This window comes from Serinibacter arcticus, assembly GCF_003121705.1.
GTDB lineage: Bacteria > Actinomycetota > Actinomycetes > Actinomycetales > Beutenbergiaceae > Litorihabitans.
Window position 1 is genome coordinate 1,660,798 of sequence record NZ_PYHR01000002.1, and the last position, 22,127, is coordinate 1,682,924.

Sequence of the window (22,127 nt, forward strand, 5' to 3'; positions counted from 1 at the left end):
GTGGGGCGTGGGTGACCTCCGTCACGGGACGGTGACACCTCTCCAGGCTGCCTCACGCGGACGCGGAGCGCCACTGCTGCGAGGTGACGGGAACGCGTCGGCCCGCCCGGGCGTGACTGGGCGCTCCTGGCGCGACGAGCGTCAGGGCGACGAGCGTCAGGGCGCGACGGCGCGGTGCAGGGCGACGATGCCGCCCGTCAGGTTGCGGTAGCTCACCGAGCGCCAGCCGGCCTCGTGCATGAGGGCGGCGACACCCTCCTGGTCGGGCCAGTCGAGGATCGACTCCTCGAGGTAGTCGTAGGCCTCGGGGTTGGAGCTCACCGCACGCGAGATCGGCGTGAGCACGTTGCGCAGGTAGAACCGGTACAGCGCCCCGAACGCCCTCACCGGCGGCGTGGAGAACTCGCACACGACGAGGCGGCCGCCCGGCTTGGTCACCCGCAGCATCTCGCGCAGCCCGACGACGGTCGGGTTGACGTTGCGCAGCCCGAAGGAGATCGTCGCGACGTCGAAGGTGTCGTCGGCGAACGGGAGCGCCGTGCCGTCCCCCGCGACGAACGCCAGGTCCGGCCGACGACGCTTGCCCTCGAAGACCATGCCGGTGGAGAAGTCGCACGCGACCGTGTCGACCCCGCGGTCGGCGAACGCGGCCGTGGAGGTCCCCGTGCCCGCGGCCAGGTCGAGCAGGCGCTCCCCCGGCTTCGCGTCCACCGCCTGCACGGTGGCGCGCCGCCACAGGCGGTCCATGCCGAGCGAGAGGACGTCGTTGGTGAGGTCGTAGCGACCGGCGACGTCGTCGAACATCCCGGCGACGTCGGCAGGGTCCTTGTCGAGCTGAGCGCGAGCCATGGCTCGATCCTCCCACGCACCGGCGTGCGGACCGTGTGGGCCGGTGGCACAGTGACGAGATGAGGACGACCCCCCGCCCGCTCGTCGTGGCCGCCCTGATCACGCTGACCGCTGTGACCGCCTGCGGTGCGCCCGGTGGGTCCGGCGAGCCGCCCGGGTCCGCCGACCCGCCCGCCGGTGGCGGGCAGGACGACGGCGTCGAGTACCACGTGCACGCCGGGATCGAGGAGCGCGACGGCAGCGGTCCGGTGCTCTGCATCGGACCCATGGCCGCGATCTACCCCTCGCCCCCGTGCGGTGGACCGGCCGTCGACGGGCTCGACTGGGACGACGTCCCCGACGTCTCCTCCGCGGACGGCATCACGTCCGGGCGGGCCCACCTGGTCGGTACCTACCGGGACGGCACCCTGACCCTCACCCGTCCCGCCTCGGCCGAGTCCCCGCTGACGGAGGAGGAGACGCGGGACGCGTTCGGGTCCGCCTCCTTCGAACCGCTCTGCACCGACCCGTGGCGCGGCGGCGACGAGGTCGCTGCGGCCGATCCGATGGCCTGGGAGGCGCAGAACGCGCTCGTCGAGGCGGCGCAGACGCTTCCCGGGTACGTCTCGATGTTCGCCTCCTACTCCGAGGGGCACAGCCCGGAGGGGTTCAGCTCGGAGGAGTACAACGTCGTGCTCTCCTCGTCCGCGGAGGACGCCGACGCCGACGCCGCGCACGCCACCCTGCGCGAGGTCTGGCCGGGCTGGCTGTGCGTCGCGGCGCAGGACCTTCCCACCGACGCCGACCTCCAGGCGGCGAACCGTGCGGTCGTCGACCTCGGCGAGCGGATCGGCTGGCAGTTCTCCGGCCTCGGCGTCGGGGTGCTCGACGTGAGCGTCGTCGTGGCCGACCCCGCGACGCTGGCGGCCATCCACGACGCCGTCTCCCCGTGGCTCACCCCCGACCAGGTCGTCGTGCACGGGGACCTGCAGCCGATCTCCTGACACGGCGGCTCGCCACCCGTCTCCCGGTCGCACGCCCGCCCGGTCCGACGTGCCGCACGCCACGTCGGATCCCCGGATCGGGTCGCCGTCCCGGGCGTAGCCTTGGCAGCGATGTCCGCTCCCGCCCCCGCCGTCACCGGCCTGCCCGTCCCGGCGCTCACCGTCCGCACGACGGCGATCTCGGATCCCGGTGACCTGCTCGACCTGCTGCCCACCAGCGACGGCGTCGCCACGTGGGTCCGGCGCGGCGACGGCATGGTCGCGTGGGGCGAGGCGGCACGGACCGACACCGCGGGCTCCGCGCGGATGGTCGACGCCGACGCCTGGTTCACCCAGCTCCGCCGCGCGGCCGACGTGCGCGACGACGTCGCGGTCCCGGGCAGCGGCCTGGTGGCGTTCGGGGCGTTCGCGTTCGACGACGGCGACCCCGCCGGCGGCAGCCTCGTCGTCCCGCGCATCCTCGTGGGCCGGAGGGCCGGCGTCTCGTGGGTGACGACGATCGATCCCGAGGGGGCCGCCCCGCTCACGCTCGACGGCCCGCGTGACGCCCTCACCTTCCCGACCGACGTGACCTATGCCGCGGGCGCGGCCACGCCGGCGGAGTGGAAGGCCAAGGTGGCCGACGCCGTCGCCCGGATCCGCGCCGGCGAGGCGGCCAAGATCGTGCTGGCCCGCGACGTCTGGGCCACCTCCGCGACCCCGCTGGACACCCGCGCGCTCGTCACCCGGTTCGCGGACGCCTACCCGACCACCTGGGCCTTCGCCGTCGACGGCCTCGTGGGCGCGACCCCCGAGATGCTGGTCCGCCGCGAGCGACGACTGGTCGCCTCCCGCGTGCTGGCCGGCACCATCCGCCGCACGGGCGACGACGAGCGCGACCTCGCCCACGCGGCCGCGCTCGCCCGCTCCTCCAAGGATCTCGAGGAGCACGAGTTCGCGGTCGAGTCCCTGGCCCGGGCGCTCGCGCCCTTCGTGGAGAGCGCGAACGTTCCCGAGGTGCCGTCCGTGCTGCACCTGCCGAACGTCATGCACCTGGCCACCGATGTCACCGCCGTCCTGCAGCGGGGCCCCGACGGCGACCGTCCGTCCTCGCTGCGGCTCGCCGCCTCGCTCCACCCGACCGCGGCCGTCGGCGGCACACCGACCCTCGACGCCGTCCGACTCGTGCGCGAGATCGAGGGCATGGACCGGGGCCGGTACGCCGGCCCGGTCGGCTGGATCGGCTCCGACGGCGACGGTGAGTGGTGCATCGCGCTGCGCTGCGGCGCCCTCGACCCCGACGACCCGCACCGGATCCGCCTGTTCGCGGGCTGCGGCATCGTGGCGGCGTCCGACCCTGGCGCCGAGCTCGACGAGACCGAGGCCAAGCTCGAGCCGGTCCGCCAGGCACTGCTGGGCTGATCGACGGGCCGGGACATCGAGGCGGGTTACTCCGCATGGTTGATCATCACGCGGGTGCCCGACGTCGACCAGGTCTACTTCCAGTCGGCACGCACGGACGACGGCTACCTCGTCGAGTTCCGCGACGGCAGCCCGGACAAGCACTTCGGTGCGACGGTCCCCGACGTCCGGGCAGCCCACGCCCTGGCGACGCAGTGGGCCTTCGAGCTCGACGGGTGGCGCACCGCCGTGCCGTGGGAGAGGCAGACCTTCTAGGGGCGGCCCCCCGGCGCCCACCGGGGCAGCCCGGCGCCAGACGGCACGCTCAGAGGAGCGCATCGTCCGGCCCTGGCCCGTCTTCCCCGCCGAACCGGGCCTCGTCCCGCCCGACGCCGGGCGGACCTCCGCCCGGCCCGTCCCTCGGCGGCATCTCCTCCCGCATTCGACCGCCGGTCGCGGTCAGGACCGGCGGCGGCGTCTCCTGCGACAACGGTGGATCGGATCGCCGCGGGACGAGCAGTCGGTCTGCCAGCCGCGTCGTCGTGCCGAGGGGCCGCCCCGCGGCATCGGTGAAGGCGAACCCGCCGCGGACGATCGCGATGGTCAGGTTGTCGTCGTGGACGGCGTGGTGGTGCCGCGAGCACAGCGTGATCCCGTTGGTGAGCGAGGTCGGACCGTCGTTCTCCCAGAACTGCAGGTGATGGACCTCGCACCACGTCGCCCGGAGGGTGCAGCCGGGGAACTGGCAGTGCCGGTCCCTCGTCAGGATCGCCCGACGCAGGTCCTCGTGGAACGTGCGCTGCGTACGACCGACGTCCAGCGGGGAGCCCTCGGCGTCGAGGACCACCCGCTGCAGCAGGGCGTCGCACGCCAGCACGTCGAGCGCCGCGAACGGGATCAGCGTGCCGTCCTGCAGCTGGGCCAGCTGCGGCTCGACGTCCAGGCCACTGGCGGCGAAGGCCGCGCCCGACCGTCCGGCGCGCTCGCCGCCGGCGGAGGCGCACAGCTGACGACGTCGAACCGTGAGCAGCAGCCAGGTGTCCGCCGGGACGAGGATCGACAGGTGCGGACGGACCTGTGCCCCCGCCTTGTAGGCACCGGAGGAGAGGGCGTTGCTCGCCATCGCCTCGATCGCGTCGGCCGTGCGCTGCTCGCCCGTGCGCTCGTCCCCCGCGGCCGGGACCGGCCTGAGAGCGTCGAGCGCGGTACGGAGCGTCTCGCCGGCGACCGGGTCCAGCAGGCCCTCGATCCTGACCCCGCCGTCCTTCGACGACAACCGCAGGTACCGCCGGGCACGGACCGCACCGAAGCCGTGGTCGGCACTGTCCGCCTCCATCGCCGAGGCCATCGCCGTGAGGCTCCTTCTCAGCTCCGGGGGCGTCACGGCGGTCGCGGCCGCCAGCAGCTCCCGCTCGACCGCCACCATGCGTTCGCGGGTCCGCTCGGAGCTTCCGGCGAGCACCTGGCCGATCACCTCGGCGTGCCCCATCGTCACCGCGCCGTCCTGGGTCGCCGCCTTCACGAGCGGCAGCTGGGCCAGCGCGTCAGCGGTGCGCTCCTCGGCCGTCGCGGCACCTCGGCCCTGCCGGGTCGCCTGCGCTCGCCACTCCGCGAACGTCCGCGCCCGCCCGGTGCGCCAGGACCCGTCGGCCTTGGCCATGGAGACCACGCCCGACCGCGCCGCCTGCAGCACCGAGACGGACTCGTCCAGCACCCGCAGGGTGGCGGTCAGCGCCTCGCCGCGACGAGCCCGCGCCCTGCCTCGCGCCACCGCCGCGAGCGCCCGACCGCCTGCCCGAACGCCAGCCCGATCGCCCGCCGGAGCCGCACCGAGACCACCGGCAGAACCGCGAGCTGCGCCGGCGTCGTCCTCGTCGGACCGTTCGAGAGCCGCGACGGCCGCCTCCGCACCGGCGACGGCCCGCGTCAGATCGGCGACCGCGACTCGGACGCGCTCCGCCGTCCAGACCAGCGCGTCGCACGCCGTCGACCCGGGCTCGGCGTCGGGATCGCGCGGAACCAGCTCAGCAGCCACGGCCACCACCCCTTCCCTCATCTCCGCACCGGGACGACGCCGCCCTGATTCGAACGTCTGTACAAAGAGTAGCGTCGATCAGTGACATCCAGGGCGCCTCGACGACATCTGTGGACACGTCCGCCGCACCCGCGCCGCGCTGAGCACGCTGGTCCGGCCCTCGCTCCCTTGACCCAGCCTCACCGTCGGGCGGACCCTGCTGGCATGTGCCGCAACGTCACCCTCCTCCGAGGCCTCGAGCCGCCAGCCACCGACGACGAGGTCGAGGCCGCCGCCCGCCAGTACGTCAGGAAGGTCACCGGGATCACGCACCCGTCCAAGGTCACCGCGGAGGCGTTCGAGCGCACCGTCGCGGCGGTCGCCGACCTCACCCGGGACCTCCTCGACGAGCTGCCCGAGCGCCAGAAGCCCGCGACCGTGCTTCCCCCGCTGCGCCGCCCCGAGGTGCAGGCGCGGATCGCCGCCCGCGAGGCCGCGAAGTCCGAGGCCGCCGCCGGCTGACGCCGACGCTCACCTCACCGACACACGCCGCACCCGGCGCGGCAACATCCACGACGTAGCGTCGAGGACGTGCCGTTCACCGTCAGCCACGCCGTCGTCGCGATCCCGCTGCGCCGGACGGCCCTGCCCGCCAGCGCCGTCGCGGTCGGAGCGATGACCCCGGACCTCCGGCTCTTCGTCCCCGTCGCCCCGCTGTACGAGATCACCCACTCGCTCGCGTGGCTCCCCGTCACGACGGCGCTGGCCGGCCTCGTCTGGGCGTGCTGGCGGTTCCTCGTGGCACCGGCCGCCTCCGACCTCTCCCCCGTCGCCCTCGCCTCCCGCTACCCCGCCGCCTCCCACCACCCCGGCCGCACTCGCACGACCACCGCCGCCACCGCCGCCTCCCCCGTCGCCCGCCTCGCCCTCACGGTCGCCGCGCTCGCGCTCGGCGTCCTCACCCACGTCGTCTGGGACGCCTTCACCCACCACGGACGCTGGGGCGTCGACGCGGTCGGCTGGCTCACCACCCGGGTCGGCGGCACGTCGCTGTACACCTGGCTGCAGGACGGCTCGAGCGTGCTCGGCCTCGTCGTCATCGCGATCTGGTTCGCCCGCCTCCCCCGCCGCACACTCACCAGCTCCAGCTCCAGCGCCAGCGCCAACGACACCCGCACCACCTCCCGCCACCGCGCCCGCTGGTGGCGCCGCCTCGCCGTCGCCGGCGTGCTCGCCTCACTCGTCGTCGCGGCCGGCGCCGGTGTCGCCACCGGCGGGCCGCTGTGGCGACTCGCCTACGTCGCCTCGACGACGGCGGTGGTCGGCGTCGTCGCCGTCGTCGTCGTCACCTCCCTCGGCTGGCACCTCACCCGCGCCTCGGCCGGCCCGCCCCCCGACCCGGCCACGACGCCCGCCCCAGAATCCCCTTGATCCCCCGCACCCGGGGCCGCACCCTGAACGCATGACCGAGCCGCTGCTCCTGATCCCGTCCGACGTGCTGAACCCGCGCCGCCCGGACGAGCACTTCGCCGCCGAGACGCTCGCGGCGCGCGAGGCCGGACTCGCCGTCGCGCTCGTGGATCACGACGCGCTCGCGCGCCCGGACGGCGAGCTCGACGGCGTCCGCACCGTCCCGGCGAACGTGGCGGACACCCCTCGTCGGGCGGTCTACCGGGGCTGGATGCTCACGTCCGACCGCTACGCGGCCACCGCCGCCGCTCTCGCGGACCGCGGCGTCATCCTCGTCACGAGCCCGGTCGCCTTCGCCCGCGCGCACGAGCTGCCCGGCTGGTACGACGCGATCCGGGAGCACACGCCCGCGAGCGAGTGGACCGTCGGGCCGGGGCGCGAGGCCTTCGAGGCCGCCGCGCGCCGGCTCGGGCCGGGTCCCGCCGTCCTGCGCGACTGGACGAAGTCGATGAAGCACCACTGGGTCGAGGCCGCCTACGTCCCGGACGCGGCCGACGCCGACGCCGCCTGGAACGTCGCCTCGCGCTTCCTCGAGCTGCGCGACGACGCCTTCGTCGGCGGTCTCGTGCTGCGCCGGTTCGAGGAGCTGGAGCCCGACGAGGTGCGCACGTGGTGGGCCCACGGCCGCTGCGTCACCACCGGCGCGCACCCCGACACCCCGCAGGTGGACCGCTCGGCCGAGGCGGCCGCCGCCGTCGCCGCGCTCGCGCCGACGGTCGCGGCGCTCGGGCTCCCGTTCGTCACGGTCGACCTCGCCAGGCGGTCCGACGGCGTCTGGCGGGTCGTGGAGATCGGCGACGGCCAGGTGAGCGACCGGCCGACGTCCCTCGCGCCCGAGGCGATGCTCGACGTCGTGCGCGCGGTCCTCGCGGGCGCCTGACGCGCGATCAGCCCGCGTCGGCCTCGGAGTCCTCGATGATCCCGACGATGTTCCCGGCCGGATCGGCGGTCCACGCGATCACCGGTCCGACCGGCCCGCGCGCGATGCCGCGCTCGTCCTGCTCGAACCCGTCGTAGCGCGCGAAGCTCCCACCGCGACCGACGATCTCGTCGACGGCGGCGTCGAGATCGGCCACCGCCAGCGTGAGCACGGTGAACACCGCGGGCTCGTGGTCGGGCTTGACGTAGATCGACACCTCGCCGTCGAGATGGAGCGTGAGCATCCCCATGTCGTGGTCGCGGGACACGGTGATGCCGAGGACGTCGCGGTAGAACACCTCAGCGGCGTCGAGGTCGGGGGCGGCGAAACCCGCCCAGCCCTTGCGGATCCCAGCCATGGTCGTCTCCCTCGATCGCCGGTGGTGATGGTGGCGCCGAGGCTACTCCGCTCGCGTCGGCGGCACACCCGTCGGCGGCACACCGGTCGATGACCCACCGGTGTACGGCACCCCTCCCACCCCGGTCACCCGCACCTTCACGAGCCAGCCCAGCACCGTGTCGAGCACGGCGAGGTTCGGGACCTGGGCCAGCACGACGTCGCCCACCACCGCCCCGGTCCGGGTCGTGACCTGCAGGGCGACCGGCTCCTTGCGACGCGTGACGGGGTGGAGCGACCCCAGCTCGAGCAGCGCCACCGCCTCTCCGCCGACGAGGAGCTCCTGCCCCGTCAGCACGAGCGGGCCGAAGTCCAGCCGCTCGCCGGCGGCCAACCGCGCCAGCGCGGTGGAGGTCCACGTCTGCCACACCGCGACTCCGACCTCGCCCCCGGTCGCCCCGCCCAGCGACACCGTCCCGGTCTCGCCGATCACCGCCAGGCGCGAGGTGGTCGCCGAGCTGCCGGGGAAGTGGTGGACGGCGAGCCAAGGGACGTCGCGCACCTGACCGCGCCGGGCCAGCCGCACCCCCTCCCGGTAGATCCCGACGTACTCGCTCCCGCGCGAGCGTCCCCGCCACACGAGCACCAGCGCGGCGAGCGTGCCGAGCACGGCGATCGACCAGCCGACCGTCTGCGCGACCTGACCGCCGATGGCGATCCGGAGCCCCAGACCGACCGTGACGGCGACCAGGGCGGACCCGCCGAGGACGCTGGCGACGCCGCGCCAGGCCGTGCGCGACGCGTGCGCGTAGGTCGGGCCAGGGCCGGCGAGGTCCAGCACCAGGCGACGGTCGCGCCGTCGCGCCACCGCGATCGAGGCGATCGCCACGACGGCCATGACGACGACGGCGGCGAGGCACCACCGCTGGGCCAGCAGGGTGCCCGTCGCCTCGTCGAGCACCCGCTCGTAGCTCACCTGGAACGTGCGGACCGAGCGTCGCCCGCGCCGGCCGCACGTGTCGCCCGGCGCCATCGCCTCGCCCTGGCAGAACGGCTGCGGCTGCCGGTCGACGAGCCCGAGCAGCCCGAGCACCGCCAGGACAGCGACGACGCCCAGCGTGGTCAGCGCCGCGACCGGCACGGACGTGACGACTGCGATCGCCTCGCGCTGCGCCCGCCCCGGCTCGTCCGACATCCCCGGCCGCGTGCCGCCGCTCACCGCGCGGGACCCGTCGTCGGCGATCCCCAGGCCGACGGCCTCGACCCGGAGGGGAGTCCCAGACCGGTCCGCTCGATCAGCAGCTGGTCGAGCACCTCGGCGTTGGCGATCTCGGAGGCGGGGACGGCGATGCTCTCGGCCCAGCGCGTCGAGAAGCGCACACGGTGGCCCTCGGCCGTGATCTTCGACAGGTCGGCGAGCGGGAGCCATCGTTCACCGCGCCCGAGCCTGTCCTCCGAGAGCCGGACGGCGCCGAAGCTCAGGATCTCCCGCCCCGCCAGTCGCTGCGGCGCGGCGAGCAACCACGCCTGGTGGACGGCGTCCCCCACCGCGTCGAGCATCGCGGGCGTGAGGACGACGACGGCGGGGTCACCGACGATCGACAGCCTCACCCCCTGGCGGCGTCCCGACCTCGCGGGCGGGCGCAGGTGGACGGAGGTCCACCACTCCTCGCGCAGGTCCCCGCGCCGGGCGATCACGACGCCGTCGGGCTCGATCGCGACGTGGACGGGTCGGGGGCGGAGCATCGCGAGGGCCGCCAGGAGCAACGGCGACGCCACCAGCACGGCGACGGCGGGGACGGCGATCCCTGCGACCAGCGCGACCGTGCCGAGCAGCGCCACGACCGCCCCGCTCCATGCCGTGGGTCGCGTGCTGCTGGGGGCGACCGGGCGCGCCCGGAGCCGCGGCACGAGCGCGACGTCGCGTCGCCAGGCCCGGATCGCGACCAGGATCCTCACGAGCGTCAGCGACGCCAGCACGAGGCCCATCGCGCGCGATCCCGGGGAGTCGACGAGCGGCGCGAGGACGAGCCCCGACAGTCCGACGAGAGCGAGACCGACGACGACGGGCCACGGCCTCGAGGTGAACACGGCCAGCGCCTCCTCCCGCGCCGCTCGGGCCAGGTCGGCCGGGTCGGCCGCGGGGGACGCCGGAGGGGGCGCAGCAGCCGCAGCCGCAGCGGTCACCGGACCGGGATCGACCCCCGGGGCGGGTCGCCGGCCCGCCTGGGCCGCCCTCCGAGCCGCTCCGTCGACCCCGTCAGCCCCCGGAGCCCCGGCGCCACCGAAGCCCGCGCCCGCCCGGAACGGGTAGGACGGGGGCAGCTCGGGCATGACGCCAGCCTAGACAGAGCGCCTCCCCAGGACGGAGCGAGGCCCGGACATCGGCGGTGAGGGGTCCACCGACGTCCGGGCCTCGGGATGGCCGCGCGCCTGACCGCGCGCGACCCGCAGGCGGAGCTGACGGTCTGACCCCCGTCGCTCCGCGGTTCGTGGGTCAGCCGTTCCCGTCGCTGCCGTCGCCCCAGGGCGAACCGGGGAACTGGGGCAGCTGGCTGCCGTCGGGAAGGCTGGGGGTGCCGGAGCCGTCCGAGCCGGAGCCACCCTCGGGCGTCTCCTGGTTCGGGGCCGGCGTCGCGGTCTCGGGACGGACGGCGAGCGTCACGTTGACGTCGATCGCCTCGCCCCCGCGGACCACCGTGAGGGTGACCTCGTCGCCGGCGACGTACTGGCGGACGAAGCCGGTGAGGGCCTCGGCACCGCCGACGGCCTTGGCGTTGATCCCGACGATCACGTCCCCCGCTCGGAGCCCGGCCTCCGACGCCGGGGTGTCGGAGGAGACGGACTCGACCTTGGCGCCGGCGCGGGTCACGCCGTCGGCCGTCGCGGTGGCGTCGGAGAGCGTCACGCCGAGGTAGGCGTGCTCCGCGACGCCGTCCTCGACGAGCTGCTCGGCGACGCTCCGCGCCTGGGACGACGGGATCGCGAACCCGAGGCCGATGCTGCCGGCGGCCTCCGACGTCGTCGCGATCGAGGAGTTGATCCCCACGACCTCGCCGGCCGTGTTGAACAGCGGGCCGCCGGAGTTGCCCGGGTTGATCGCGGCGTCGATCTGGATCGCGTTGGTCACCACGGCGCTGCTCGCGTCGTCGCCGGACGTGGAGACGGGGCGGTCGATGGCCGAGACGATGCCGGTCGTGACGGTGCTCGCGAGTCCGAGCGGGTTGCCGACCGCCATCACGTCCTGGCCGACGAGCACGTCGGAGGAGTCGCCCCAGGGCGAGGCCTTCAGGTCGGCGGGCACGTCGGCCAGCTGGATCACGGCGATGTCGGTCGTCGCGTCCGTGCCGACGATGCTCGCCTCGATGATGCGACCGTCGGCCAGCGTGACGGCGATGCCGCCGTTCGTCGCGCCGCCCACGACGTGGTTGTTCGTCACGACATAGCCGTTCTCGGCGTCGATCACGACGCCCGAGCCCGCACCGGACCCGTTGGCGGTCGTCACGGAGATCGCGACGACCGAGTCCCGCACCTGGCTGGCGAGTGCCTGCCACTCCACGTCCGTGGCCGAGGACGCGGCCACCGGCGTCGTCGTGCCGAGGTCGGCGTAGGCCGAGTTGCTGGACTCCTGCTCGAACGCACCGGTCGCGAGCGCCGTCCCGCCTGACGCGAGGACCGCGGCGAGCAGCGAGGCCGTGACGACGGCGGGCCACTGGCGACGACGACGCGGCTCGGCGGCGGGAGCGGGGGCCGGAGCCACGAACGGCGAGCCGTTCACCGGGCCACCGGGGCCGGCCGCCGTGCTGGCGTAGCCCGGGTAGGGCTGCTGGTGCTGGGGTGCGGCGGCGTGGTGCGCCGCGGCCTGGTGCTCCGCGGCCTGCTGCGGCGCCGACTGCTGCACCGACGGGCGCTCCCAGCCGAAGCCGAAGACGTGACCGGAGTCCTGGCCGGCGGGGACGACGGGCTGCGGGGCGGTCGGCGCGACGGGCACGACCGGCTGCTGCGCCGGCGGGAAGCTCGGCGGCTGCTGACCGGCGGGCCCGGCGGAGGCGACGCCGTCGGACCGGTCGAGCCGGCCCGTCTCCTCGGGCTGCGGCTGCGTGGGGTGGCGCTCGTCCATGTCGTCCTCCGTCGTGGGTCTCCTGCGTCTGGGAAGCAGTCAACCTCGCGGACCTGACGGGGCCCTGGACGGAACCTGTGAACCTCCTGGACGCGGGGCCCTCAGCCCCCGACGGCCTCGCGCGCCGCGGCGACCAGGCGCGCGTGCAGCGCACGACGGCGGGGCGCCGCACCCTCGCGCGGCAGCCGCACCTCCACCACGGACCGCCCTCGCACCGGTGCGGCGAGCGCGCCCTCGAGGCCCGCGAGATCCGTGACGACGGCGTGGCTCGCCCCCGCGCCCCGCGCGAGCGACCCGAGATCGACGGCCTGCGGCGTCGCGAACACGCGCTCGTGCGCGGCGGCGTGCTCGGGCCGGCCGTGCTCGAGCGTGGCGAAGATCGAGCCGCCGTCGTCGGCGAGCACGACGACCTGGACGTCCACCTCGCGCTCGAGCCTCCCCCGCGCCAGTCCCCCGACGTCGTGCTGGAAGGTGAGGTCACCGAGCAGCGCCCGCACCGACCCGTCGCCCTCCCAGGCCAGCGCGCGCCCGACGGCGGTGCTCACCGTCCCGTCGATCCCGGCCACCCCGCGGCTCGCGACGACGGCGGCCCCGGGCACGCCGGCGAGGTCGAGGTGACGGATCGCCATCGACGCCCCGGCGACGAGGAGCCCCGCATCGGCCGCCACCCGCAGCGTCAGGGCCCGGGCGACGACGTCGCCGGACAGCGGCTCGGCCCCGGACCTCGCGGCGACCACGGCGTCGTCGAGCTCGGCGGCCACGGCGCGGTGCGCGGCCTCCCAGGCCTCCGACCACCCGGCGTCGTCGGGCCCGGGCGGCGCGTCGTCGTCCTCCACCACCTCGGCGGCCGACACGTGACGGGCCCCGGGCACGTCGAGCCACGGTCGCCCGGGGGGATCGAGCACCACCACCTCGACGTCGTCGCGCGCCAGCAGGGCCGTGACCTGGCGCGACAGCGTGGGCCGGCCGGCGACGACGACCCGATCGATCTCCGAGCCGAGGGCGTCGAGGAGCGCCGGCGTCGCACCCAGCGTGGCCGCTGCCGCCTCACCGGCGATGCCGGCGGACGGTTCGGCCAGCACCGGCCAGCGGCCGGCGGCGGCGAGGCGCTGACCGAGCCGACCCGCGCCGTCGGCGAGGAGGAGCACGGTGCGCGGACCGCGCTCGAGCGGGGTCGGGACCGACGAGGACCAGCCCCCGGGCACCCGCCCCTGCTCGAGGTCGAGGGGCGGCGCTCCCGGCGCCGGCACCAGGGGGTCGGCGAGCACCACATTCAGGTGCACCGGGCCGATCCCGGGACCTGCCGGCGGGTCCGCGCGCCGCGCCGACCCGACCGACGCGCGCACGAGACGGGCCACCTCGGTGGCCGCCTGGTAGGCCTCGTCGACCTCCGCCGTCGCGCGCGGCCGCGAGATCCCGTGACCCTCGCCGAACATGCCGACGTGCTCGGTCGTCTGGCTCGCGCCGCGCCTGACCAGCTCGGCCGGCCGGTCGCAGCTGACGACCACCAGCGGCACCCGCTGGTGCCCCGCCTCGACGACGGCGGGGTGGAGGTTGGCGACGGCGGAGCCCGACGTCACCACGACCGCGACCGGTCGCTCCGAGCCGGCCGCGAGGCCGAGCGCCACGAAGCCGGCGGACCGCTCGTCGATCACGACGTGCAGCCGCAGCACATCGGCCGCCTCGGCGTCCACCAGCGCGTAGGCCAGCGGTGCGCTGCGCGAGCCCGGCGCGAGCACGACGTCGCGCACCCCGCACCCCACGAGCGCGCGGACCACGGCCCGGGCCAGCTGCTGGGCCTCGGGGAGGTCGGCCTCGGCGATCACGGCGGCCCCGGCGCTCACGCGGCCACCTCCGCGACGCGCGCCAGGCGCTCGAGCCAGCGCTCCGTCGTCGTCGCACCGGCGCCGCCGTCGGCCAGGGGCGACAGCTCGTCGGCGCGCAGCACCGGCATCGTGCCGCCCTCGGGCAGCAGCGGCGTGGCGACGGCGTCGCGCTCGAGCAGGTGGACCGTGGCCAGCCCGCAGGCGTACGGCAGCTCGGGCAACGCCCCCGCGAGCGCCAACCCGGCGGCGATGCCCACCGACGACTCGAGCGCGGAGGACACGACCACCGGCAGCCCCACGGCCTCGGCCAGCTCGAGGCAGGCTCGCACGCCGCCGAGCGGCTGCACCTTGAGCACGACGACGTCGGCCGCCTCCGCCCGCCGGACCGCGAGTGGATCGGCGGCCCGCCTGATCGACTCGTCGGCGGCGATCGGGACGGACTGACGACGGCGGAGCGCCGCCAGGTCCGCGACGTCGGGGCACGGCTGCTCGGCGTACTCCAGACCGCCTGCGGCGCGGTCGAGCAGCGGCAGCCGCCGCAGCGCCTCGTCCAGGTCCCACGCGGCGTTCGCGTCGACCCGGATCCGGCCCGTCGGGCCGAGCGCGTCGCGGACGGCCTCGAGCCGCGCGATCTCCTCGTCCACGCTCTGGCCGGCCTGCGCGACCTTGACCTTCGCCGTCGTGCAGCCGCCGGAGCCCAGGACCAGGGAGCGGGCGACGTCCGGTCCGACCGCGGGGATCGTCACGTTCACCGGCACCCGCGTCCGCACCGGCGTCGGCCAGCCGCGGTCGGCGCTCTCGCGCGCGGCGCGCAACCAGGCGGCGGACTCCGCGTCGTCGTAGTCCCAGAACGGCGAGAACTCGCCCCAGCCCGAGTCGCCGCGGATCAGGACGCCGTCGCGCACGTCGAGGTTGCGGAACCGCGTCCGCAGCGGGGTGGCGTAGACGAGCGGACCGGGGAGCTGGCTGACGGGCACCGCGTCAGCCTACGACTGCGGCCCCGTCGGCCCACTCGACCCGGCCGATCCGGCCGGCCCGGCCGTCTCGAGCCCGCGCGTGGGCGGGTCCCCTGCCTCCTCGGCGGCGATCTCGGGCTCCGCCGTCGCCGGCTCGATCCGGACCGAGACGATGCGGTGGCCGTCGACCTCGAGCACCGTGAGCCGGTGGCCGGCCGGGGCCTGTGCGTCGGACTCCTCGTCCGCGTCGACCTCGCCCACCACGAGCACGCTGTCGCCGATGCGCGCCGTGCGGTCGAGCAGGTCGAGCACGAGACCCCCGACCGTCTCGTAGCCGCCGTCGGGCAGCGGGACGCCCGTGCGCTCCGTGGCGTCCTCGATGGTGAGACCGCCGGGCACGACGACCGGACCGTCGGGGTCGGGGCGGTGCTCGCGGGCCACGGCGTCGTGCTCGTCGTGGATCTCGCCGACGAGCTCCTCCACGAGGTCCTCGAGCGTCACGATGCCGTCCGTGCCGCCGTACTCGTCGATGACGACGGCCATGTGGAGGCGCTCGCGGCGCATCACGGACATGGAGGGCAGGAGCACGTTCGAGCCGGGCAGCACGAGGATGCGGCGGGTGAGGTCGCGGATGCTGCTGGCGGGCTCGCCGGGGACGTCGTCGACCAGGTCGGCCCCGGCGTCGTCGTCACCGCTGTGGCGGGCCGCCTCGAGCGACGGCGAGGCCGGGTCCACCCCCGCCAGGAACAGGTCACGGACGTGGACGAACCCGAGGATCGAGTCGACGTCGCCGTCCTTGACCGGGTAGCGCGAGTACGGCTCCTGCGCGACGTGCGCGATCGCCTCGGCGATGGACATGTCGGCCTCGAGGAAGACGACGTCGTGGCGCGGACGCATCACCTCGACCAGCGTGCGGTCGGCGGCCTCGAACACGTCGCGCAGGATCGCGCGCTCGACGTCGGGCAGGCCCTCGTGGGCCACGACGAGGTCCCGCAGCTCCTCGTCGCTCATCTGCTCGCCGGACTGGTTCGGGTCGCCGCCGAGCAGCCGGACGACGGCGTTCGTCGACCGCGACAGCAGCCAGATGAAGGGCCGCATCAGCGACGCGAACGTGTCGAGCGGGGGCGCGACGGCGAGCGCCAGCTGCGAGGACCGCTGCAGCGCGAGGCGCTTCGGCACGAGCTCGCCGAGCACGAGCGACAGGTAGGCGATCACGAGGGTCATCGCCACGAGGGCGACGTTCGCGGCGACCTGCTCCGACAGCCCCCAGGAGACGAACAGCGGGGCGATGTCCGGGGCGATGGTCGAGGCGCCGTAGGCGGCGGAGAAGAATCCGGCGACCGTCACCCCGATCTGGACGGCGGCGAGGAAGCGGTTGGGGTCGCGGGCCACCTCGGCGACACGACGGCCGCGGCGGCCCTTCTTGGCGATCTGGTCGACCTGGCTGTCCCGGAGCGAGACGAGGGCCAGCTCGGTACCGGCGAAGACGCCGCCGACGAGGATGAAGATGAGGACGAGCGCGATGTTTCCCCAGGTCTGGCCGTCCATCAGGCGATGGCCTCGGCGCGACGGGTGGACCTGGGCTCGGGACTTCGACAATCATCCATCCGTCCATGCAACGGCATGGAGGCGTTCCGCTGCAACTCCCGGCAGGGCGCGTCGTCGCTCTGCCCGGGCTGGGACGTGCACGACGTCGGCCGCTACCCCGCCGCGTCGGTCACGGGCGCGCTGACCCTGCAGCTGCGCACCTCGGGATCGACGGGCGGGGGCCGCGACCGGGTCCGCGGCCTGCGGGTGGTGACCGACGACGCCGCGCTCGACGTCGGGACCGGCCCGCTCGTCCACGGGTCGGCGCTCGACCTCCTGCTCGCCGTCTCGGGTCGGCCCGTGCCCGACGGCGCCCTGCGGGGCCCCGGCGCCGCGCGGCTCGGATCGGCCGGCGACACGCTCTCCTAGGCTGGCGGCATGAGCGACAGCCTCCCCGCCCCGGTCTCCGACACGTTCGACCCGCGCCGCTGGCGCGTGGTGGAGGGCTTCGACCTCACGGACGTCACCTACCACCGGGGCGTGGAGCGCACCGTGGACGAGGACGGCGCGACGGTCGTGCGCGACCTCCCCGTCGTCCGCATCGCGTTCGACCGGCCCGAGGTCCGCAACGCCTTCCGTCCGCACACCGTCGACGAGCTCTACCGGGTGCTCGATCACGCGCGGATGACGGGCGACGTCGGCACCGTCCTCCTCACCGGCAACGGCCCGAGCCCGAAGGACGGCGGGTACGCCTTCTGCTCCGGCGGCGACCAGCGCGTGCGGGGCAGGGACGGCTACCGGTACGCGGTGGAGGGCGAGGACGGGACCCCCACCGGCGAGACGCGCGAGTCGGTCGACCCGGCGCGGGCCGGGCGGCTGCACATCCTCGAGGTGCAGCGCCTGATGCGGACCATGCCCAAGGTGGTCATCGCCGTCGTGAACGGCTGGGCGGCCGGGGGCGGCCACTCGCTGTTCGTGGTCGCCGACCTCGCGATCGCGTCGCGCGAGCACGCCGCCTTCATGCAGACCGACGCCAACGTCGGGTCGTTCGACGCCGGGTACGGCTCCGCGCTGCTGGCACGGCAGGTGGGTCAGAAGCGCGCCCGCGAGATCTTCTTCCTGGCCCGGCGGTACTCCGCCGAGGACGCCGAGCGGTGGGGCGCGATCAACGAGGCCGTGGACCACGCGCGGCTCGAGGACGTGGCGCTGGAGTACGCGGCGACGATCGCGACCAAGTCGCCGCAGGCGATCCGGATGCTGAAGTACTCCTTCAACCTGGCCGACGACGGCCTCGCGGGTCAGCAGGTCTTCGCCGGAGAGGCGACGCGGCTGGCCTACATGACGGACGAGGCGGCCGAGGGGCGCGACGCGTTCCTCGAGCGGCGCGACCCCGACTGGTCGGGGTTCCCGCACTACTTCTGAGGGCGGGGCCGGGTCAAGCCGGGTGAGCGGGACGATCGGGGGGCGGCTCAGCCGCCGCTGATCAGCCCACCGACGAGAGCGACGCCGCGGCTGGCGATCGCGGCGCCGGCGAGGATGAGACCGGTCACCACGAGCAGGGCGATGGCGGCCGGGACGAGGGTGGAGACCCAGTCCCGACGGGTCGGGCGGGTCCGGGGCGAGGACAGCGAGGAGGTCATGCCTCCAGCGTGGCCGCGCCGCGGTCGCGCGGCATCACCCCACCGACCCTGCTGTGCGCGGGGATCTCGACCCCGGGCGGAGGGGTCGGTCATCCCCAGGGATGACGGCCGGGGCCGGGCACCCCGAGAGGGGTCAGGAGATGGCGACCCCGGAGCGACCGGAGCTCGGCACCAGCTCCACCCAGGTGGTGCCCGGCGCGAGCAGGATGGGGGCGCCGTCGGCCCCGGTGAGCACCACGGGCTCGGCGTCACCGGCCTTGCTCCACGTCCCCGGGACGGCGGCGCCGCCGCTGACCACCCAGACCTCGCCGCTGCCCACCATGACGGTCTCGGGCACGGTGTTGCCGGCCGGGTCGAGCGCGCCGGAGTCGCGCACCTCGACGCGCATCACGACGACGTTGGTCGCCCCGAGGCGGTCCCCCGCGGCCGTGACGGCAGGGGCGTTCCCCTCGTTGCGCAGCCAGCGCCCCGAGTCCGCGTCCCAGTCCCAGCTCGGCGACGCCGACGGGAAGGTCGCATCGACGCGCGAGGCCGGCGTCCCGGCCGTCGCCGCCGTGGCCTCGGCCGCCGTCGGGGCGAACGCGAACTGCGCGGGCGGCGGGGAGATCCGGTCGGGGCTCGCCGCGGCGAGGAAGTCGGCCATCGTGCCGTAGACGTTGTGGGGCGCCCGGCGCTCGCTGGAGCGGTACATCCCAGCCGCACCCTCGTCGAAGCTGAGCACCTGCAGCCCGGCCGCCCGCATCGAGGCGACGAACTGCGGCTGCCCTCCGGAGAACACCAGGAGTCCGTGCAGCGGCGCGGCGATCCCGGCGTCCATCGGGCGCACCGAGCGGATCGGGCCGACCGTCTCGGGGACCTGCGAGTGGTAGACCGCGTTGAAGCGCGTGATGCCGCCCTCGACCATCTCCTCCCAGACCACGTCGGCGGCGTCGAGCCCCGTCTGCGGCCGGGACTCGCTCGAGTTCTCGATCTTCACGGCGACGGCGGGGCGCACCTCGGGCGCCCCGGAGACGCCGGTCAGCGGCCAGGTCGGCGGGATCACGGGCTCGGGCGGGGCGACCTTGTCGACGGTGACGTCCGGCTCGATCGTGGTCGGGGGTCGGTGGGCTGCACGACCTCGGGCTCACCGGCGCAGGCCGCGAGCAGCCCGACCGTGAGCAGCAGACCCAGGGCCCGGAGCGCGGTAGGACGACGGCGAGCGCTGACGCGGTTCTGACGCATGGCGACACTGTGCCACGCGCTCTCCCGCGCGGCTCCTAGGCTGGCGGGCGTGCCACCCAACCCCGAGCCCGCGCCGCCGTCCTCGTCCCTGCACGAGGCGCTGGCTCGCGCGCTGACCGGTGGCCCCGCCGTCGTGCTGACGCCCGACCTCCCCGACGGCCGGACGCGCCCCCACGTCCCCGCGGGGGCGGCGCTCGTGCTGGGCACCTCGGGCTCGACGTCGGGTACCCCGCGCCTGGTCGCCCTGACGGCCGACGCGGTCCGCGCCTCCGCCGTCGCGACCCACGAGCGCCTCGGCGGCCCCGGCGGCTGGCTGCTCACCCTCCCGGCCCACCACGTGGCCGGCGTCATGGTCGCGGCCCGCACCCTCGTCGCCGGCACCCGGCTCACGACGGCGACCCCCGGCCCGTTCCGTCCCGCGACCTTCGCCGACGACGCCGAGCGCCACCTCGCGGCTCTGCGCACCGACGATCCGGCCGGGGCCCGTGCCTACACCTCCCTGGTGCCCACGCAGCTGCGCCGGGTGCTCGACGACCCCGGGGCCACGGCCGCCGCCGCCGCGTTCGACGCGGTCCTCGTCGGCGGCGCCGCCACCCCCGCCCCGCTCCTGGAGCAGGCGCGCGCCGCCGGGATCGCCGTCGTCACCACCTACGGCATGACCGAGACGAGCGGCGGCTGCGTGTACGACGGCGTCCCGCTGTCCGGCGTCACGGTGCGGATCGACGACGGCGGCCGCATCGTCCTCGCGGGCCCGCAGCTCGCGCTGGGGTACGTCACGGCGGATGGCCTCACGCCGATCGCGCCGGAGCTCACGACGGCGGACCGCGGCACCTGGGACGGTGCCGTGCTGCGGGTGCTGGGCCGGGCCGACGACGTGGTGCTCACCGGCGGGGTCAACGTCGACCCGGCCGACGTCGAGGCCGCCGCCCTCGCGGTCGACGGCGTGGCGGAGGTCTGCGTCGTCGGCGTCCCCGACCCCGAGTGGGGTCAGCTGGTCGCCGCCGCGATCGTGCCCGGCCCGGGCGCCGCGGACGAGGACGCGCTCGTCGTCGCCGTCCGGGCCGGTGTGCGGGACGCGCTCGGCGGCCCGTGGGTGCCGCGACGCGTCGTGCTGGTCCCCGAGCTGCCGCTGCGCGGTCCGGGCAAGCCCGACCGCGTCGCCGTCGCGCGCCTGCTCGCGCCGCCGGACTGAGGCCCGGTCCGCCCGGTCCGCCCCGTCCGCGAGCGTTAGGGTCGGGTGGCGCCGCGGACGATCCGGCGCCGACCCCCACGCGAGGAGCACGACCCGCCATGACCACCCGAGCCCAGTGGGTCGAGGGCGCCCGCCCCCGCACGCTGCCCGCCGCCGTCGCCCCCGTCCTCGCCGGGACAGGGGCCGCGGCCGGTCTCGGGGCGTTTGACGGCGTCGCGGCCCTGCTGTGCGCGGTCCTGGCGATCGCGCTCCAGGTGGCCGTCAACTACGCCAACGACTACTCGGACGGCGTCCGCGGCACCGACGACGTCCGCACCGGCCCGATGCGCCTGGTCGGCTCCGGTGCCGCCACGCCCGCCGCCGTGAAGCGCGCCGCGCTGCTGGCCGGCGCGGTGGGCGGCGTCGCCGGTCTCGCGCTGTGCGCCTGGACCGGGCACTGGTGGCTGCTCGCGGTCGGCGCGGTCTGCCTGGTCGCGGCCTGGGGGTACACGGGCGGCTCGAAGCCGTACGGCTACCTCGGGCTCGGCGAGGTCATGGTCTTCGTCTTCTTCGGCCTCGTCGCGACGGCGGGAACGACGTTCGCACAGGCCGGCACCGTGAGCGTCGGCGCCTGGTGGGCCGCCGTGGCCGTCGGTTCGATCGCCTGCGCGATCCTCATGGCCAACAACCTGCGCGACGTCCACACCGACGGCCCCGCCGGGAAGCGCACGCTCGCCGTCCGCCTCGGTGAGCGTCGCGCGCGGATCTGCTACGCCGTCATGCTGGCGGTGCCGTACGTGGCCGCAGGGATCGCGGCGGCGACGGCGGCCGGGGCGTTCCCGCTGGCGCTCGCACCGCTGCTGGTCCTCACCACGCTGCCGATCGCGATCGCACTGTCGCTGATCGTGCTGCGGGGGGCGTCAGGTCGGGACCTCATCGGGGTGCTGCGCGACACGGGGCTGCTCGAGCTGGGCGTCGCGGTGGCGTTCGCGCTCGGGCTGTGGTGGAGCGGGCCGGCCGGGGGCCTCACGCTCTGACCCTCGCGGGAGGGCCGGACGGGAGCTACTTCCCGTCGAGCGCCCGGTCCTCGGCCTCCTCGTCCTCACCCTTGGGCTGGTCGACGCGAGCGGCACGGGAGGCGAGCGAGTCCACCGCGGCGTTCCGCTGGCCACGCATCGTGAGGTAGCTGACGGCGGCGGCGACGATGACGCTGACGATCAGCCACGGCCAGCCGCGCATCCCGACGAGGTAGAACAGGCCGAAGGACGCGAGCAGGACGCCGAGGCGCAGGAGCGAGTAGCGGAGCAGGGGCACGCCTCCAGGGTAGTTCGTGCCGGGGGCCGTCCGGAGCCGGGCACGGAGTCACGACGAGGTCGTCGTAGCATCGAAGGATGCCTCGTCTCCTGCTGTTCGTCGTGCTCGCCGGCCTCGTGATCTACGGACTGGTGTGGCTGTCGATGCGTCTGCGCGAGCAGCGCGCCTCTCGCGCCACCGCCCGACCCGCCCCGGACGACGACCCGCAGTTCCTGGCCCAGCTCGACCGGCAGCTGCGCGAGCGGCGCCGCCAGGAGGAGCAGGAGCGTCGCCGTCGCGAGGCCGCGACCGGCGACGACGCGGCCCCGCAGGACGGCGATGCGACGAAGGACGCCGGGGAGAACGAGAAGAAGGAGCCGAAGCCCGAGAGCGACGACTCCTCCACCCCCGACTGAGTCGGG

24 protein-coding genes are annotated in these 22,127 nt (G+C 75.5%); 11 read left to right on the forward strand and 13 right to left on the reverse strand.

Annotated elements, in window-relative coordinates; translation table 11 throughout:
* Positions 1-156: 156 nt before the first annotated feature.
* Positions 157-849 (reverse strand): demethylmenaquinone methyltransferase, encoded by a 693-nt coding sequence (locus tag C8046_RS07670; RefSeq protein WP_109228928.1) that lies wholly within the window; start codon positions 847-849, stop codon positions 157-159.
* Positions 850-908: 59 nt separating this feature from the next.
* Here C8046_RS07670 and C8046_RS07675 point away from each other — a divergent pair, with 59 nt between their 5' ends.
* From C8046_RS07675 to C8046_RS07685, 3 genes are all read left to right on the forward strand, one after another.
* Positions 909-1,832 carry a hypothetical protein gene (locus C8046_RS07675; protein ID WP_109228929.1) on the forward strand — a complete coding sequence of 308 codons (924 nt, stop codon included), beginning with the start codon at positions 909-911 and terminating at the stop codon, positions 1,830-1,832.
* 111 nt (positions 1,833-1,943) lie between these two features.
* A complete protein-coding gene (locus C8046_RS07680; RefSeq protein ID WP_109228930.1) occupies positions 1,944-3,233 on the forward strand; it encodes an isochorismate synthase in 1,290 nt (429 codons plus the stop codon).
* A gap of 39 nt (positions 3,234-3,272) precedes the next feature.
* Positions 3,273-3,488, forward strand: coding sequence for a hypothetical protein (locus C8046_RS07685; RefSeq protein ID WP_158277163.1), 216 nt, complete (start codon positions 3,273-3,275; stop codon positions 3,486-3,488).
* 49 nt (positions 3,489-3,537) lie between these two features.
* On the opposite strand, the gene C8046_RS07690 is transcribed toward C8046_RS07685, so the two are convergent.
* A complete protein-coding gene (locus tag C8046_RS07690; RefSeq protein WP_158277164.1) occupies positions 3,538-5,247 on the reverse strand; it encodes an HNH endonuclease signature motif containing protein in 1,710 nt (569 codons plus the stop codon).
* A 204-nt stretch (positions 5,248-5,451) separates the two neighbouring features.
* Here C8046_RS07690 and C8046_RS07695 point away from each other — a divergent pair, with 204 nt between their 5' ends.
* From C8046_RS07695 to C8046_RS07705, 3 genes are all read left to right on the forward strand, one after another.
* Complete coding sequence (locus tag C8046_RS07695; RefSeq protein ID WP_109228933.1) at positions 5,452-5,748, forward strand: DUF2277 domain-containing protein; 297 nt, start codon at positions 5,452-5,454, stop codon at positions 5,746-5,748.
* 69 nt (positions 5,749-5,817) lie between these two features.
* Positions 5,818-6,657, forward strand: a complete 840-nt coding sequence (locus C8046_RS07700) for a DUF4184 family protein (RefSeq protein WP_109228934.1) — start codon at positions 5,818-5,820, stop codon at positions 6,655-6,657.
* Positions 6,658-6,688: 31 nt separating this feature from the next.
* Positions 6,689-7,576, forward strand: a complete 888-nt coding sequence (locus C8046_RS07705) for an ATP-grasp domain-containing protein (RefSeq protein ID WP_109228935.1) — start codon at positions 6,689-6,691, stop codon at positions 7,574-7,576.
* Between the two features lie 7 nt (positions 7,577-7,583).
* Here C8046_RS07705 and C8046_RS07710 read toward each other — a convergent pair whose 3' ends face one another.
* From C8046_RS07710 to C8046_RS07740, 7 genes are all read right to left on the reverse strand, one after another.
* Positions 7,584-7,973 carry a VOC family protein gene (locus C8046_RS07710; RefSeq protein ID WP_109228936.1) on the reverse strand — a complete coding sequence of 130 codons (390 nt, stop codon included), beginning with the start codon at positions 7,971-7,973 and terminating at the stop codon, positions 7,584-7,586.
* A gap of 42 nt (positions 7,974-8,015) precedes the next feature.
* Complete coding sequence (locus tag C8046_RS07715; RefSeq protein ID WP_146197094.1) at positions 8,016-9,146, reverse strand: hypothetical protein; 1,131 nt, start codon at positions 9,144-9,146, stop codon at positions 8,016-8,018.
* Between the two features lie 20 nt (positions 9,147-9,166).
* Positions 9,167-10,285 (reverse strand): hypothetical protein, encoded by a 1,119-nt coding sequence (locus C8046_RS07720; RefSeq protein ID WP_146197095.1) that lies wholly within the window; start codon positions 10,283-10,285, stop codon positions 9,167-9,169.
* Between the two features lie 163 nt (positions 10,286-10,448).
* A complete protein-coding gene (locus tag C8046_RS07725; RefSeq protein WP_109228939.1) occupies positions 10,449-12,071 on the reverse strand; it encodes a S1C family serine protease in 1,623 nt (540 codons plus the stop codon).
* 101 nt (positions 12,072-12,172) lie between these two features.
* A complete protein-coding gene (menD, locus tag C8046_RS07730; protein WP_235866210.1) occupies positions 12,173-13,915 on the reverse strand; it encodes a 2-succinyl-5-enolpyruvyl-6-hydroxy-3-cyclohexene-1-carboxylic-acid synthase in 1,743 nt (580 codons plus the stop codon).
* A complete protein-coding gene (locus C8046_RS07735) occupies positions 13,912-14,874 on the reverse strand; it encodes an o-succinylbenzoate synthase (RefSeq protein ID WP_109228940.1) in 963 nt (320 codons plus the stop codon). Before C8046_RS07735 ends, menD begins: the two co-directional genes overlap by 4 nt.
* Positions 14,875-14,883: 9 nt before the next feature.
* Positions 14,884-16,401 (reverse strand): hemolysin family protein, encoded by a 1,518-nt coding sequence (locus C8046_RS07740; protein WP_109228941.1) that lies wholly within the window; start codon positions 16,399-16,401, stop codon positions 14,884-14,886.
* A gap of 75 nt (positions 16,402-16,476) precedes the next feature.
* On the opposite strand from C8046_RS07740, the gene C8046_RS07745 reads away from it, so the two are divergent.
* Together C8046_RS07745 and C8046_RS07750 are read left to right on the forward strand one after the other, a co-directional pair.
* Entirely contained in the window at positions 16,477-16,809 is a 333-nt protein-coding gene (locus C8046_RS07745) for a hypothetical protein (RefSeq protein ID WP_199224411.1), read from the forward strand.
* A 9-nt stretch (positions 16,810-16,818) separates the two neighbouring features.
* On the forward strand, positions 16,819-17,802 hold the full coding sequence (locus tag C8046_RS07750) for a 1,4-dihydroxy-2-naphthoyl-CoA synthase (protein ID WP_109228942.1): 984 nt from the start codon (positions 16,819-16,821) through the stop codon (positions 17,800-17,802).
* 47 nt (positions 17,803-17,849) lie between these two features.
* On the opposite strand, the gene C8046_RS18400 is transcribed toward C8046_RS07750, so the two are convergent.
* From C8046_RS18400 to C8046_RS18070, 3 genes are all read right to left on the reverse strand, one after another.
* Entirely contained in the window at positions 17,850-18,020 is a 171-nt protein-coding gene (locus C8046_RS18400) for a hypothetical protein (protein WP_158277165.1), read from the reverse strand.
* 133 nt (positions 18,021-18,153) lie between these two features.
* Entirely contained in the window at positions 18,154-19,062 is a 909-nt protein-coding gene (locus C8046_RS07755) for a DUF3048 domain-containing protein (RefSeq protein ID WP_235866212.1), read from the reverse strand.
* Positions 19,059-19,241: a hypothetical protein gene (locus C8046_RS18070; RefSeq protein ID WP_146197096.1), complete on the reverse strand. Its 183-nt coding sequence runs from the start codon at positions 19,239-19,241 to the stop codon at positions 19,059-19,061. The genes C8046_RS07755 and C8046_RS18070 overlap by 4 nt, the downstream gene beginning before the upstream one ends.
* A 49-nt stretch (positions 19,242-19,290) precedes the next feature.
* Here C8046_RS18070 and C8046_RS07760 point away from each other — a divergent pair, with 49 nt between their 5' ends.
* Both C8046_RS07760 and C8046_RS07765 read left to right on the forward strand, forming a co-directional pair.
* On the forward strand, positions 19,291-20,433 hold the full coding sequence (locus tag C8046_RS07760) for an AMP-binding enzyme (protein ID WP_235866215.1): 1,143 nt from the start codon (positions 19,291-19,293) through the stop codon (positions 20,431-20,433).
* Between the two features lie 98 nt (positions 20,434-20,531).
* Positions 20,532-21,449 (forward strand): 1,4-dihydroxy-2-naphthoate polyprenyltransferase, encoded by a 918-nt coding sequence (locus C8046_RS07765; RefSeq protein WP_109228945.1) that lies wholly within the window; start codon positions 20,532-20,534, stop codon positions 21,447-21,449.
* Positions 21,450-21,474: 25 nt separating this feature from the next.
* Here C8046_RS07765 and C8046_RS07770 read toward each other — a convergent pair whose 3' ends face one another.
* The gene (locus tag C8046_RS07770; RefSeq protein ID WP_109228946.1) at positions 21,475-21,726 is read right to left on the reverse strand and encodes a DUF4229 domain-containing protein; all 252 of its coding nucleotides are present in this window, start codon (positions 21,724-21,726) and stop codon (positions 21,475-21,477) included.
* Between the two features lie 77 nt (positions 21,727-21,803).
* On the opposite strand from C8046_RS07770, the gene C8046_RS18640 reads away from it, so the two are divergent.
* Positions 21,804-22,121, forward strand: a complete 318-nt coding sequence (locus tag C8046_RS18640; protein WP_199224412.1) for a hypothetical protein — start codon at positions 21,804-21,806, stop codon at positions 22,119-22,121.
* Positions 22,122-22,127: the final 6 nt, after the last annotated feature.